We start from the raw sequence: 14244 nt of genomic DNA on the forward strand, positions 1-14244 counted from the left end.
GGCTCAGGATTGCGGCCGTGTCACGGCGACCAGGCGCATCCCCTTGCCGCGGCTGAGAAAGTACTCGCCTTGCGGACTGATGACCACCGCGCGGTGTGCCGCAGGGTCCGAGAAGTAGCGCCACCCTTCGCCGGCCTGGCCGGCGCCCGCTGTGGTGGGCACCACCTGCATGCCGTGATCGAAGCCCTGGGCGGAACGGTTGGCGCGGCTGTGGTGGGAATCGTCACGGTGCTGCGCCGACCGCTGGGTCGGCTGGTCATCGCGCTGGTGTTCGCCGGCCGTGGCCAGCGATGCGGTGGTGGCCAGGGCCAGGCAAGCGGCGCCAGCGAGAAGCAGGTGCTTGTTCATGGTGAACTCCTTCGTGCGTGGCAGTCGGTATTGACTGTGGAACGCAGTCTGTGCCGGTCCGCCTGTACCCGCGCTGAAGGGTTCGTTCAGCGGTCGTTCACACCTGGGCGCTCACCAGGGCCGCGAGCGCCGCCGTTTCCGCCCGCAGGATGCGGGGCCCCAGCGTGACGGGCACAAAGCCCGCGGTGCGCGCCAGGGCGTCTTCCTGCGCAGACAGTCCGCCTTCCGGGCCGCTGAGGAAGAGCACCGGTGTGTCGGCCGGCTGTTCGCGCAGCACCTCCGCCAGCGGGCGTGAGCCGTCCGCCAGCGAGAGCACGCAGCGCAGCGGGGCGATGTGCCCGCTGTCACGCAACCAGGCGGCCACGTCGGCCACCGGCCGCACCGCTGGCACGCGGTTGCCGCCGCACTGTTCGCAGGCCGCGACCGCGACCGATTGCCAGTGACCCTGCTTCTTGGCCGCACGTTCACCACTGAGGCGCAGCACGCTGTGCGCGGTGTGCAGGGGCTGCAGGCTGGCCACGCCGAGTTCGGCGGCCTTTTCCACCAGCCAGTCCATGCGCTCGTTGGCCGGCATGCCCATCGCCAGGTGCACGCGCCGCGCCGGCTCGCGCTCGACGTCTTCAAACGCGCCGACCTTGACCGCGACGTCGCTGCGGCCCATGCGCAGGATGGTGGCCGACCACTGGCCACCTTCTCCGTTGAACAGGGTGATCGCATCGCCGGGCTGGTGGCGCAGCACCTGCACGTGGCGCGCGGCAGCGGCCGGCAGTTCCAGCTCGGCGCCGGCGCTCAGCGGGATGGGGCAGTGAAAGCGGGGCACGCTGGAACGGCTCAGACGCGGCCGAAGGCGAAGCCGCTGGCCGCCTGCAGGCCTTCCACTTCGTCGATCAGTTTCAGCAGCGGACCGAGTTCCCGGTAGCGGTGGGCGGTGGCCCGGATGTAGGCGATAAAGCGCGGCGCATCGGCCAGGTACTTCGGTTTGCCGTCGCGCAGTGTCAGTCGGGCGAAGATGCCGGCCACCTTCAGATGGCGCTGCAGGCCCATCCACTCGACCGCGCGGTAGAAGGCGCCGAAGTCGCTGTGCCAGTCCTCGAAGTCCATCAGCCCGGCCTTGCGCGCCTTTTCCCAGTAGCGCACGGTGATGTCGATGACGAAGTCTTCTTCCCAGGTCAGGAAGGCGTCGCGCATCAGGCTGGCGATGTCGTAGGTGATGGGGCCATGCACCGCGTCCTGGAAGTCCAGCACGCCCAGCTGTTGGGCGGGCGTCGAACCCGGGTGGGCCGGGATCATCAGGTTGCGCGGCATGAAGTCGCGGTGCACGTGCACCGTGGGTGCGGCCAGGTTGCGCGCCACGATGGTGTCGAAGGTCTTCTGCAATGTGCCGGCCATCGTGCCTTCGACCTTGACCTGTCGATGCTGCGCGAGGTACCAGTCGGGAAACAGCTGCAGCTCGCGGCGCAACAGGGCTTCGTCGTAGGGCGGCAGTTCGCCTGGCCTGGAGGCGAGCTGCCAGGCCAGCAGCGTGTCCACTGCTTGCAGGTAGCGCGCATGGTTGGCCTGGGGGTGGTCGGCGTCGATCTGCTCCATCATGGTCTGCGTGCCCAGGTCGGGCAGCAGCATGAAGCCCCGGGGTTCGTCCCAGGCCAGGATGTCGGGCACCAGCAGGCCGGCGGCCTTCATCAGGCCCGCCACGTGCACGAAGGGCGCACAGTTTTCCTTGTCGGGCGGCGCATCCATCACGATGCGGCTGCCGCCGTCCACGGTGTCCACGCGCAGGTAGCGGCGGAAACTGGCGTCGGCCGAGGCCGGGCGCAACGTTTCGGGGCGCAGGCCCTGGGCCGTGGCCAGCCCTTGCAGCCAGTGGTCGAAGGCGGCGTGGCGGGCCGGATCGGCCCAGGTGACTGCGGGGGTGTTCGGCGTCATGGAAGCGGGGGGAGACGGAGGCGCCGACGTGCTGGCAGGCCGGGCGGGTGGCATAGGATAATGGCCGGAGATTCTACAAATCCCCCTTGCCGTTGGTCACCTCCGCCGGCAGTCCGAGGCCCGGTCGATCGACAGCGACGGGGCATGTGCCACCGAAATCAGAGACGGCCGTTTCGCCACACACCGCCTTGAAACCTGATTCCTCCTCCCCGAACAGCCCCGCCCGTCTGCCGCGCATGGCGCGACTTCCGGAACCCACCACCCTGGCGCGCGCTGTGCAGGGGGCGTTGGCCGTGCTCGCACTGGGCGGCGCCTGCACGCCGTCCTGGGCCCAGAACACCGGGGCTGGGCCCGACGCGGCGGCCATCCAGCTCAAACCGGGCGAGTCGCTGATCCAGCAGGTGCCGACGGAGGTTCGCAAGCAGCTGCCCGTTTTCATCTGGGGCGAGAGCCTGGAAGGCGAGATGGACGGGGTGACGGTCATGCAGGGCGGCGCCGAACTGCGCCGGCACGATACCGTGATCCGTGCCGACCGCATCGAGCACGACAAGCGCACCGGCGAGACCAAGGCCCAGGGCAACGTGCTCATCAACCGCAACGGCGACCGATTCACCGGCCCGGATGCCGAGGTCAACGTCAACAGCCACTGGGGACACTTCAACCAGCCCGAGTTTTCGCTGCTGAAGAACGAAGGCAAAGGCGATGCGCGCCGGGTCGACTTCATGGGCGACGACCGGACGATGGTGCACGACGGCCGCTATTCGACCTGCCCGCGACCGCCAGGCTCGACCTGGATGCCCGACTGGATCGTGCGCGCCTCGTCCATCGAACTGGACCAGGTGGAGGACGTGGGCATTGCCAAGTCGGGTGTGATCGAGTTCAAGGGGGTCCCCATCCTGGCCGCGCCCATCCTGAGCTTCCCGCTGTCGGACCAGCGCAAGACCGGTGCCCTGCCCCCCAGCCTGAGCATCAGCACGCAGAGCGGCGTGGAGCTGTCGACGCCCTACTACTTCAACATCGCCCCCAACTACGACGCCACGGTCACCCCCACGCTGATGACCAAGCGCGGACTGGATCTGTCGGGCGAGTTCCGTTACCTGCAGCCCGGTTACACCGGCAACCTGCGCACGTCCTACATGCCCTCGGACAAGCTGCGCGACGACGACCGCTGGGCGGTGGCGTACCGCCACAACCACCAGCTGACCCGCCCGATTGGCGGCGGCAGCCCGATCGGACTGCGCGTCAACCTCAACAAGGTCAGCGACGACAACTACTGGCGCGACTTCCCGCGCACCATCACCTCGCTGACCTCTCGCCTGCTGCACAACGAGGTCGCGCTGGGCTGGGGCATAGGCCCCTGGTCGGTCAGCGGCGGCATGTACCGGTACCAGACCCTGCAGGATGTGAACGCGCCGATCACGCCCCCGTTCGACCGGCTGCCGTCCATAGGTTTTTCCTACGAGCAGCCCAACCAGACCCTGTTCGGTGCCCCGGGCTGGGATCTGTCTCTCGGTACCAACGTGACGCGTTTCCAGCGGGCGGTGCTGAGTGCGGGTGTGCCCACCGGGCGGGAGATTGGCGGTGACCGTTCGGTGGCGGTGGCCCAGATTGCCCGGCGCTGGCAGGCCCCGGGCTGGTATGTCACGCCCAAGGCACGCGTGCACATGGCACGCTACAGCAACGACAACACGACCGGGTCCACGGTGTCGGCCACGCGCACCGTGCCCACGGTCAGCATCGACAGCGGTCTGGTGTTCGAGCGGCCGGCCGAATTCTTTGGCACAAGCTACATCCAGACCCTGGAGCCGCGGGCCTTTGCGACCTGGACACCGTTCCGCGACCAGAGCGATCTGCCCAACTACGACTCGGCGGCGCGCAGTTTCAACTACTCCAGCATGTTTGCCGAACATGCCTTCAGCGGCAACGACCGCATCAGCGACACCCGGGCGGTGACGGTGGGTGTGAGCTCGCGTCTGCTGGACTCGGGGACCGGCGCCGAGGTGGTGCGCCTGGGTGTCGCTCAGCGCGCCCTGCTGGCCGACCAGAACGTGACGCTGCCAGGTGGAGCACCGGTCACGGAGCGCCTGAGCGATACCCTGCTGTCGACCCGTGTGCAGTGGGACCCGCTGTGGTCGCTCGACGCCAACGTGCAGTACAACACCAAGACCCGCGAGTCCCGCCGCACCACTCTCGGCGGCCGGTACACCCCGGGGCCTTACAAGGTGCTCAGCGCCGCCTACCGCATCCAGAAAGGTGTGAGCGAGCAACTCGATCTGGGCTGGCAGTGGCCGCTGTCCGGCATCTGGGGTCGCACGACCGAGCCGGTGCCGGGACGGGCCCTTGGTCCGGGGCAGTGGTACGGCGTCGGGCGCCTGAACTACAGCATGCCCGACCGCAAGCTCATCGACGTGATTGCCGGTTTCGAGTACGACGCCGGTTGCTGGCTGGGGCGTGTCGTTCTGGAGCGTCTGCAGACCAGTTCAAACACCTCGGATCGCCGCATCCTGTTCCAGCTCGAGTTCAACGGGTTCTCGAAGGTCGGTGGCAGTTCCTTGCAGAGCATCCAGGCCAACGTGCCCAAATACCAGTACCTGCGTGAAGAAGTCGTCCAGCCCAACCGTTTCCAGCAATATGACTGACCGTCCGGGAGTTCACCTCAGAGGCTTGCAGATCCTGTTGGCCGGGGGGCTGTTGCTGGGCGCGTGGCCGGCGCAGGGTCAGGCACTGCGCCCTGCCGCGGAGTTGCAGCGCCCGGTCAGCGGGCCCTCGACCCGCACCGTGGACTACATCGTCGCACTGGTCAACTCCGAGCCCGTGACCAATTTTGATGTCCGGCAGCGCATGTTGCGTGTCGAGCAGCAGTTCGCGGCCCAGGGCCGCAGCCTTCCTCCTCGCGACCAACTGGCGAAGCAGGTGATGGAGCAACTCATCGTGGAGAGGGCGCTGTTGCAGCAGGCCACCGAACAGGGCGTTCGGGTGGACGAGGCCACACTGGCGCAGGCCGAGCAATCGCTGGCGGCTCAGAACCAGCTCAGTGTGGAGGCCTTCCGGCGGCGGCTGGCCGCCGAAGGCATGGACATCAACAAACTGCGCAACGAACTGCGCAACCAGGTGCTGCTGCAGCGCCTGCGCGACCGTGAGGTGGAAGCGCGCGTGCGCGTCACCGAGGCCGACATCGACCGCTTCATCGCGGAGCGGCAGGCCGCCCGTCCCGAGGGGCTGGAACTCAACCTGGGACACGTGTTGGTGCAAGTGCCCGAGGGCAGTGGTCCAGACAAGCTGCGTGAGCTGGAGGCCCGGGCCCAGGGTGTGGCCGACCGTCTGCGCAAGGGTGCCGATCTGGCGGTCCAGGCGCGCGAGTACTCGGAAGCGCCCGAGGCGTCCAGTGGCGGCCTCCTCGGGTTCCGGCCGCTGTCGCGCCTGCCCGAACTGTTTGTGCAGGCCACACGCAACCTGCCGGTGGGCGGCGTCGCCGGGCCCTTGCGCAGTGCGGCCGGGCTGCACGTGCTCAAGGTGGTGGACAAGCGCCAGGCACCGTTGCCCGAACTGAGTGTCGTGCAGAGCCGCGCGCGCCACATCCTGCTTCGTCCGGGGGCTCAGCTGAGCCAGGACGAAGCCATTGCAAGGCTGAACAGCTATCGCCAGCAGGTCGCTGCGGGGCAGGCCAGCTTTGAAGATCTGGCCCGTCAGCACAGCCAGGATGGCTCTGCCCGCCAGGGCGGCGACCTGGGATGGGTGTCGCCCGGCCAGTTCGTGCCCGAGTTCGAGCAGGTGATGAATGCGCTGCGCCCTGGCGAGGTGTCGCAACCGGTGGTGTCGCGGTTTGGTGTGCACCTGATCCGGCTGGAGGAGCGTCGCCAGGCCGCGCTCAGCGAGCGTGAGCAGCGCGACATGGCGCGCGAACTGGTGCGCGAACAGAAGGCCGACGACGCGATCAACGCGTGGACCGAAGAAGTGCGCAGCCGCGCCTTTGTCGAGATGCGCGAAGCGCCGCAGCCTTGAGTCGTCACCGGCACGCCCGCGCATGAAGCATGTCGCGCGAAAGCGCTTTGGTCAGCACTTCCTGAGCGACACCGCCATCATCGATGCGATCGTCGCAGCGATAGCGCCCTCGCCATCGGATGCCATGGTGGAAATCGGTCCGGGTCTGGCGGCCCTGACCCAGCCGCTGGTCGAGCGCCTCGGACGCCTGACGGTGATCGAGCTGGACCGGGACCTGGCGGCCCGCCTGCGGGAGCACCGCCTGCTGGATGTGGTCGAGTCCGACGTGCTTCGTGTGGACTTCACCGCGCTGGCCGCGCGCTGGCCAGGCCGCAAGATCCGTGTGGTGGGCAACCTGCCCTACAACATCTCCAGTCCGATCCTGTTCCACCTGCTCGATCATGTCGCGGTCGTTCAGGACCAGCACTTCATGCTGCAGAAAGAGGTCATTGACCGTATGGTGGCCGCACCGGCCACCGCCGACTACGGGCGCCTCTCGGTGATGCTCCAGTGGCGCTATGCCATGGAGAACGTGCTGTTCGTGCCGCCGGAGAGTTTCGACCCACCACCCCGGGTCGACAGCGCGGTGGTGCGCATGGTGCCGCTGGTACAGCCGCCAGCGATGGATTTCAGGACCTATGGCGACCTGGTGCAGACCGCGTTCAGCCAGCGCCGCAAGATCCTGCGCAACACCTTGGGCAGATGGCTGGAAGCCCGTGGCTTTTCGGGCGACTTCGACCTGCAGCGCCGGGCGGAAGAGGTGCCGGTGGCGGAGTACGTCGCACTCGCGCAGGCCGTTCGGACGTGAAAAAGCCGCTGCATGAGCAGCGGCTTTTTCAGGTTCTGCGGTTGATCAGGCCGCGGTCAGCCAGTAACCCGCATTGAACGGGCTGCTCATGCGCAGCGCCATCGGGCTCACATCCAGGATCTTGTCCGTGGGCATGGGCTCTTCGTTTTCCACCTCGATCGGCTCTTCACCTTTTGGGGCGCGCGCGACCGAGAAGGAATAGAAGCAGCGGAACGGGATCTTGCGATCGCTCCAGTAGTCGGCCGCGTCGCGGAAGATGTCCAGCAACTGCTCGCGCGCTTCCTTGTCGAACTTGGCATGCGCCGGGATGTGTTCGAGCACGACGATGAAGCCGGTTTGCGGGCCCGATTTGTGGACCAGATCGGTCATGCAGTCGTAGAGGGCGTCGAAGTTCTTGCCGAAATGCGGCGGCAAGGTGTACTGCGCTGCGATCAGTTCGAGCACGTCCTGCTTGCTCTGGGCCTTGGCCAGGTTGGCATACAGGAAGTGGTGACCCAGCTGCTCGGCGGCGGCCTGCAGGTCCTTCACGCCGAAAGCGCGGATCGACTGAACGATGTTGGTACGAACATTACGAAGTGGCGTGTCCATCTCCGCGTCTCTTTCTACAGTCAAAGTTGAAAACGAAATCCACTCACATCACCGCGGGTCACTGCACGATCAGCCGGAAGCTGCTGTAGTGGTCCTCGGTGTAATAACAGGCATCTGGCGAACGTGGCTGCTGGCCTCCGCACACGATCCGCCTGGCCCCGCGGTGTCTCAACCCCGGCGTGGGCACTGTGTATTCCCGGTAATAACCCCGTTTCTGGCTGGGCAGCAGGCGCTCTCGGTTGCCGAACACGGTGCCGTCCTTCTCATACCGGAACGGACCACCCTGGCGGATCTGCTCCATGACATCCTGTCCCTGTGGCGGCAGGCCGGTGAAGGCCACCGAAGCCACCGCTGAGCCGGGAAGTACGGAAGAAGGGGTCCGGGCTTGCACCAGCATGGTGCTCAGCGACGTCGCCAGAACCGCTGCAAGGGCCAGTCCCACGACCAGCCCGACACGGCTCCTTGTTGCCCGGATCGGTTGCAGACCCATCAAAGTCCCTGTGTTCCTGAAGCCATCCACCTGCCCCGGGGGCGTTCGCTCAGCGCGAATTGAGCCCCCTTGTCGGGGTGGGTTAACCCTGAAATACAAGCGCGCAAGTGTGCCTGATGCGCTGCAAAAAAGCAAGTTGTTGCTGCTTAATTAAGCAGGTTGAGCAGGGGCAATTGTGAAAATTAGTTAGTGCTTGCTATATGCATCAACCTTGACGCTGCACGTTGGCTTCGGCCACCGTGAGGGCGGTCATGTTGACGATGCGGCGGACGGTGGCGCTCGCGGTGAGAATATGCACAGGTTTTCCCACCCCCAGCAGCATCGGGCCGATGGCGATGTTGCCGCCAGCCGCGGTCTTGAGCAGGTTGTAGGCGATGTTGGCCGCGTCGATGTTGGGGCAGACCAGCAGGTTGGCGTCGCCCTGCAGGGTCGAGCGCGGCATGATCGAAACCCGTGCATCGGCGTCCAGAGCCACGTCGCCGTGCATCTCGCCGTCCACCTCCAGCCATGGTGCATTCGATTGCAGGATGGCCAGGGTCTCGCGCATCTTGACCGCGCTGGGCTGGTTGCTGGAGCCGAAGTTGCTGTGCGAGAGCAGCGCCGCCTTGGGCGTGATGCCGAAGCGCATCATCTTGCGGGCCGCCATCTGGGTGATCTCGGCCAGCTGTTGGGCCGTGGGGTCGTAGTTGATGTGCGTGTCCACCAGGAACACCTGGCGGCCGGGCAGCATCAGCGCGTTCATGGCGGCGTAGCAGTTGGAGCCTTCGCGCTTGCCGATCACCTGGTCGATGTAGTCCAGGTGCAGCTGGGTGTTGCCCCAGGTGCCGCAGATCATGCCGTCCACGTCACCGCGACGCAGCAGCATGGAGCTGATCAGGGTCAGGCGCCGGCGCATCTCGATCTTGGCCAGCTGCTCGGTCACGCCGCGGCGTTCCATGAGCTGGTGGTAGGTGGTCCAGAGCTCGCGGTAGCGTGCGTCCTGCTCGACGTTGACCACGTCGTAGTCCAGACCCTCTTTCAGGCGCAGGCCGAACTTCTCAATGCGCTGGGCGATGATGGTCGGGCGGCCGAGCAGCGTCGGGCGGGCCAGGTTCTCGTCGACCACGATCTGGCAGGCGCGCAGCACCCGCTCCTCTTCGCCCTCGGCGTAGGCGACGCGCTTCTTCAGTGCCGTCTTGGCGGCCGCATACAGCGGCTTCATGATGGTGCCGGAGGCAAACACGAAGCTCTGCAGGCGCTGCTTGTAGGCGTCCATGTCGGTGACCGGTCGCAGCGCCACGCCGCTGTCAGCCGCAGCCTGCGCCACGGCCGGCGCGATCTTCATCATCAGGCGCGGGTCGAAGGGCTTGGGGATCAGGTACTCGGGGCCGAAGGCCAATTTCTCGCCCGCATACGCGGCGGCCACCACCTCGCTCTGTTCGGCCTGGGCGAGCTCGGCAATCGCGTGCACCGCGGCGATCTCCATCTCGTCGGTGATGGTCGAGGCGCCGGCGTCCAGCGCACCGCGGAAGATGTACGGAAAACACAGGACGTTGTTGACCTGGTTCGGGTAGTCGGTGCGGCCGGTGGCCATGATGGCGTCGTCGCGCACCGCCTTGACGTCTTCGGGCGCGATCTCGGGGTTCGGGTTGGCGAGCGCGAAGATCAGCGGGTTGGCGGCCATCTTGGCGACCATCTCCTTCTTGAGCACGCCACCGGCTGACAGGCCGAGGAAGACGTCGGCGCCTTCGATCGCCTCGCTGAGCGTGCGCTGCTCGGTCTTCTGAGCGAACACGGCCTTGTCAGGGTCCATGAGTTCGGTGCGGCCTTCGTAGACCACGCCGGCCAGGTCGGTGACCCAGATGTTTTCGCGCGGCAGGCCCAGCTTGACCAGCAGCTGGATGCAGGCCAGCGCGGCGGCCCCGGCGCCCGAGGTCACCAGCTTGACTTTCTTGACGTCCTTGCCCACGACCTTCAGGCCGTTGAGCAGGGCAGCGCCGACCACGATGGCGGTGCCGTGCTGGTCGTCGTGGAAGACCGGGATCTTCATGCGCTCGCGCAGCTTGCGCTCAATGTAGAAGCAGTCCGGCGCCTTGATGTCTTCGAGGTTGATGCCGCCGAAGGTGGGTTCGAGTGCCGCGATGATCTCGACCAGCTTGTCCGGGTCCTTCTCGTTGATCTCGATGTCGAAGACGTCGATGCCCGAGAACTTCTTGAACAGCACGCCCTTGCCTTCCATCACCGGCTTGGCCGCCAGCGGGCCGATGTCGCCCAGACCCAGCACGGCGGTGCCGTTGGTGATGACCGCCACCAGATTGCCGCGGCTGGTGTACTTGAAGGCGTTGACCGGGTCGGCCACGATTTCTTCGCAGGGCGCAGCCACGCCGGGCGAGTAGGCCAGCGCCAGGTCGCGCTGGTTGACCAGCTGCTTGGTGGCGGCAATGGCCACTTTGCCGGGGACGGGTTTCTCGTGGTATTCGAGGGCGGCGCGGCGCAGCTCTGCGCGCTTGTTCTGGGCTTGTTCGGTGCTCATTGGACTGTCTCCGGCGAGGTGATTCTGCAATGCGAAACGCTATTGCGCATTCTAAATCTTGGGATTCGGCATGACCATCGTTTTTTTGCGAACGGATGGTTCGGGTGCCTGTGACATTCTGGGCCGGAATCCGGCGCGCGCAAGCACGGTTTTCCACAGCAAAAAGCCGCCCCGGGGGCGGCTTTTTGCTGCAAGGGGTCCGGAATCAGGCCGGCGCCGGTGCCTCGGTCTGCAGTTGCAGGTGTGCGGTGGGCTGGGAGGGGCGGCACTGCATCCACACGGCGCGGGCGCTGGACTCGCACTGCCCGCACTGGGTGGCCACACCCATGTCGATCTGGATGTCGTCGAAGCTCGCGCCGCAGCGCGCGGCCTGGGCGATGGCTTTGTCGTTCACACGGCGGCAGACACAGACGATCATGGTGGCAAGGGGTCAGAGGAAGAACAAGCAAATGATAATTGCTCGCATTCAAACCGCAAAGTCCCCTGTGTGCCCAGGGAATTGACCCCCGGTGTCCGGGGGATCTCCGGTCAGCCCTCGTCGCCCATCTGGCTCTGCAGATAGTTCTGGATGCCCACCTTGTCGATGAGTTCGAGCTGGGTTTCGAGGAAGTCGATGTGTTCCTCGGTGTCGTCCAGGATCTTCATCAGCAGGTCGCGCGAGACGAAGTCGCGCACCGACTCGCAATAGGCGACGCCGTCCTTGATGGTGGCCTGCGCACCGCGCTCCAGCGCCAGATCGCTGCCCAGCATCTCGGGCACGTTTTCGCCGATGTTGAGCTTGCCCAGGTCCTGCAGGTTGGGCAGGCCGTCGAGCATGAAGATGCGGTCCATCAGCCAGTCGGCGTGTTTCATCTCGCCGATCGACTCCGAATATTCCTTCTTGGCCAGCTTGTCCAGACCCCAATGCTTGAGCATGCGGTAGTGCACGAAGTACTGGTTGATGGCGGTCAGCTCGTTCTTGAGTTGGGCCTGCAGGTGGGCAATGGCTTGCGGGTCGCCTTTCATGGTGAGCTCCTTTCTTGAAAATTGGCAGCGCTCGACCCGCATTGTGGCGTCGCGCCGCGCCGACACCAAACGCCGGACAGGCAGGTGCACCTCGGTAGTTGAATGATGAGAATGATTCTCATATACTGAGTCATCTGTTGACCGCCAGCCAGCCAGGCTCCGTTGCGACGCCTGTTTCCTGCCAGCCAGCGATGGAACCCACCGGCATGGAGGCCCTCCCGTGAATCATCCCGACACCCCGATCAACGCCTGCTGCGACGAGGAATATGTGCTGCCCTCGGTGGAGGCACTCATGGCCGGCACGCTGGCCCTCATGACCGGCTATGCGCAGGCCGCCGCGGGCGACCTGCACCGGTCGCTGCTGGCGCGCAAGCTGGTGTCCAACCTGTTTTTCCTGTCCGAGCACCCTCAGGTCTCGCCCCACATGCGCTGCATGTTGGCCAACCTGAGAACGCGCTGGCAGCTGGAGGTCGAACAGGGAGGTGCCCCGAGGTGCGTACCGGCCCCCACGCCGCTGTGGCACAGCGCACCGGAGGTGGTGCAGTGAGTGGCCGCCCCGCCATGGCCAGACACGAAGCGAGGGCCTTGGTGGTGCGCGAGCTGGTGGCCGAACACGGCGTCCTGTCGCGGCGGCTGGCACAGCTGCAGCAGCGTGTTGGCGATCAGTTGCAGGCCAGCGCCCGGCGGCAGGCGGCGCTGGACGGAGAGAACATCCGGTTGCGCGGCGAACTCGTGCGGATGCGCACGGCCGTGGCCTGGGACCTCCGGTCGGCAGCGCTGGTCCCGCGGGCCGCGACCGGCCCGCGTGGTCTTGCTCCGCGCATCGCTCCCGGGCTGCTCGAGGCCCAGGCCGTGATCTGCCAGACCGGCTGTGCCGGCCACGCCCACCCCTGGCTGGAGCCCGACGGGCAGTGCCGACGCACCGGGCAGGCGTGCGACCGCCTGGAAGACGAGGCCGTGTCCACCGCCGCCCGCGGGACCGGCCCGTCGGACCCCGCTTGACCCTGCCTGCAGTGGTCGCATCGGGCGGCCCCGGGGCGGGGCCGGGCGGACGGGCGCACCATGGCGCCCCGGCCCTGCGGCCATCCGAAGGGAGCCACCCATGAACCCACCCCACACGTCCGGCCCCGCGCCGGAAAGCGGCGACTGGCGCACCGAACACGATTCCATGGGTGCGGTGCGCGTGCCGGCCCAGGCGCTCTACGGTGCACAGACCCAGCGCGCCGTGCTCAACTTTCCGGTCAGTGGCCAGCCCATGCCCGTGGGCTTCGTGCGCGCGCTGCTGCAGCTCAAGTCCGCCGCCGCACAGGCCAACGGCGAGCTGCAGGCCATTCCCGCCGCCGAAGCTGGCGCCATCACCCAGGCCTGCACCGCGCTGCTGGCACTGGACGACGCGGCGCTGATGCCGCACTTCCCGGTCGACGTCTTCCAGACCGGCTCGGGCACCAGCAGCCACATGAATGCCAACGAGGTGATCGCCACGCTGGCCAGCCGCACGCTGGGCTCGCCGGTGCATCCCAACGACCACGTCAACGCCGGCCAGAGCAGCAACGACATGGTGCCCAGCGCCATCCACGTGGCCGCCGCGCTGGCCCTGCACCAGCGCCTGCTGCCGGCGCTCGACCACCTGGTGGCGGTCACGCAGGCCAAGGCCGCGCAGACCCACGCCCACGTCAAGACCGGGCGCACCCACCTCATGGACGCGACGCCGGTGCGCATGGGCCAGGCGCTGGCCGGCTGGGCAGCTCAGCTGGAGGCTGCGGCCCTGCCCCTGCGCGCCGCGACCACCGCGCTGCAGCAGCTCGCGCTGGGCGGCACCGCGGTGGGCACCGGGGTGAACGCCGACCCGCGCTTCGCGCCGCTGTGCGCCGCCGCGCTGGCGGGCGCCACCGGCCTGCCGTTCGCGCCCGCCGCCAACCGCTTTGCGCTGATGGGCGCGCAGGACACGGCGGTGGCCACCTCGGGCGCGCTCAGGACGCTGGCGGTGGCGCTGATGAAAATCGCCAACGACCTGCGCTGGATGAACTCCGGCCCGCTCGCGGGCCTGGGCGAGATCGAGCTGGAGAGCCTGCAGCCGGGCTCGTCCATCATGCCCGGCAAGGTCAACCCGGTGATCCCCGAGGCCACCGCGATGGTGGCGGCGCAGGTGATCGGCAACGACACCACCCTCACCGTCGCCGGGCAGTCGGGCAACTTCGAGCTCAACGTGATGCTGCCGGTGATCGCGCGCAACCTCCTGGAGAGCATCGGCCTGCTGGCGAACGTGATGCCCCTGCTGGCCGACAAGGCCATCGCCAGCTTCAGGGTCAACGAGGCGCGGCTGCAGCAGGCGCTGGCGCGCAACCCGATCCTCGTGACGGCGCTCAACCCGCTGATCGGCTACGCAAAGGCCGCCGAGATCGCCAAGCAGGCCTACCGCGAGGGTCGGCCCATCGTCGATGTCGCGGTCGAGCACACCGACCTGCCGCGCGAAGAGCTGGAGCGGCTGCTCGACCCGGCGCGGCTGACCGGGGAGGAGGGGTAGCCCCCACGCTCCGCCGCTGCGCGGGTCGCTGCCCCCCCGAGGGGGTGCGAATTCAGCTTGGGGCG

General features: G+C 67.1%; 13 protein-coding genes and 1 pseudogene. 6 read left to right on the top strand and 8 right to left on the bottom strand.

Annotation, left to right across the window (positions count from 1 at the left end):
- Window positions 1-3: 3 nt before the first annotated feature.
- From DD542_RS10585 to DD542_RS10595, 3 genes are all read right to left on the bottom strand, one after another.
- Complete coding sequence (locus tag DD542_RS10585) at window positions 4-348, bottom strand: hypothetical protein (RefSeq protein WP_127805628.1); 345 nt, start codon at window positions 346-348, stop codon at window positions 4-6.
- Window positions 349-445: 97 nt separating this feature from the next.
- Complete coding sequence (locus DD542_RS10590) at window positions 446-1168, bottom strand: 16S rRNA (uracil(1498)-N(3))-methyltransferase (RefSeq protein WP_127805630.1); 723 nt, start codon at window positions 1166-1168, stop codon at window positions 446-448.
- An 11-nt stretch (window positions 1169-1179) separates the two neighbouring features.
- Complete coding sequence (locus DD542_RS10595; protein ID WP_127805632.1) at window positions 1180-2271, bottom strand: phosphotransferase; 1092 nt, start codon at window positions 2269-2271, stop codon at window positions 1180-1182.
- A 236-nt stretch (window positions 2272-2507) separates the two neighbouring features.
- Between DD542_RS10595 and DD542_RS10600 the strand changes: the two genes are divergently transcribed.
- From DD542_RS10600 to rsmA, 3 genes are read left to right on the top strand one after another with little or no spacing between them, the layout of a single operon-like run.
- Entirely contained in the window at window positions 2508-4910 is a 2403-nt protein-coding gene (locus DD542_RS10600) for an LPS-assembly protein LptD (RefSeq protein ID WP_127805634.1), read from the top strand.
- Window positions 4911-4935: 25 nt separating this feature from the next.
- Window positions 4936-6273: a peptidylprolyl isomerase gene (locus DD542_RS10605; RefSeq protein ID WP_241559746.1), complete on the top strand. Its 1338-nt coding sequence runs from the start codon at window positions 4936-4938 to the stop codon at window positions 6271-6273.
- A 22-nt stretch (window positions 6274-6295) separates the two neighbouring features.
- Window positions 6296-7060, top strand: a complete 765-nt coding sequence (rsmA, locus tag DD542_RS10610; protein WP_079364789.1) for a 16S rRNA (adenine(1518)-N(6)/adenine(1519)-N(6))-dimethyltransferase RsmA — start codon at window positions 6296-6298, stop codon at window positions 7058-7060.
- 192 nt (window positions 7061-7252) lie between these two features.
- Here rsmA and DD542_RS10615 read toward each other — a convergent pair.
- From DD542_RS10615 to bfr, 5 genes and pseudogenes are all read right to left on the bottom strand, one after another.
- Window positions 7253-7648, bottom strand: a pseudogene (locus DD542_RS10615) (barstar family protein); the annotation flags it as partial.
- 58 nt (window positions 7649-7706) lie between these two features.
- Window positions 7707-8138 carry a ribonuclease gene (locus DD542_RS10620; protein WP_066159496.1) on the bottom strand — a complete coding sequence of 144 codons (432 nt, stop codon included), beginning with the start codon at window positions 8136-8138 and terminating at the stop codon, window positions 7707-7709.
- 205 nt (window positions 8139-8343) lie between these two features.
- Window positions 8344-10650 (bottom strand): NADP-dependent malic enzyme, encoded by a 2307-nt coding sequence (locus tag DD542_RS10625; protein WP_127805638.1) that lies wholly within the window; start codon window positions 10648-10650, stop codon window positions 8344-8346.
- A 205-nt stretch (window positions 10651-10855) separates the two neighbouring features.
- Window positions 10856-11068 (bottom strand): (2Fe-2S)-binding protein, encoded by a 213-nt coding sequence (locus DD542_RS10630; protein ID WP_066159489.1) that lies wholly within the window; start codon window positions 11066-11068, stop codon window positions 10856-10858.
- Window positions 11069-11178: 110 nt separating this feature from the next.
- Complete coding sequence (gene bfr / locus DD542_RS10635) at window positions 11179-11655, bottom strand: bacterioferritin (RefSeq protein WP_066159482.1); 477 nt, start codon at window positions 11653-11655, stop codon at window positions 11179-11181.
- A gap of 220 nt (window positions 11656-11875) precedes the next feature.
- On the opposite strand from bfr, the gene DD542_RS10640 reads away from it, so the two are divergent.
- The 3 genes from DD542_RS10640 to DD542_RS10650 all read left to right on the top strand — a co-directional run bounded on the left by DD542_RS10640 (window position 11876) and on the right by DD542_RS10650 (window position 14179).
- On the top strand, window positions 11876-12202 hold the full coding sequence (locus tag DD542_RS10640) for a hypothetical protein (RefSeq protein ID WP_127805640.1): 327 nt from the start codon (window positions 11876-11878) through the stop codon (window positions 12200-12202).
- 14 nt (window positions 12203-12216) lie between these two features.
- The gene (locus tag DD542_RS10645) at window positions 12217-12657 is read left to right on the top strand and encodes a hypothetical protein (protein ID WP_127805642.1); all 441 of its coding nucleotides are present in this window, start codon (window positions 12217-12219) and stop codon (window positions 12655-12657) included.
- Between the two features lie 100 nt (window positions 12658-12757).
- Window positions 12758-14179, top strand: a complete 1422-nt coding sequence (locus DD542_RS10650) for a class II fumarate hydratase (protein ID WP_127805644.1) — start codon at window positions 12758-12760, stop codon at window positions 14177-14179.
- The last annotated feature ends 65 nt before the right edge of the window (window positions 14180-14244 follow it).

Source organism: Hydrogenophaga sp. NH-16, from assembly GCF_004006415.1.
Classification (GTDB): domain Bacteria; phylum Pseudomonadota; class Gammaproteobacteria; order Burkholderiales; family Burkholderiaceae_C; genus Hydrogenophaga; species Hydrogenophaga pseudoflava.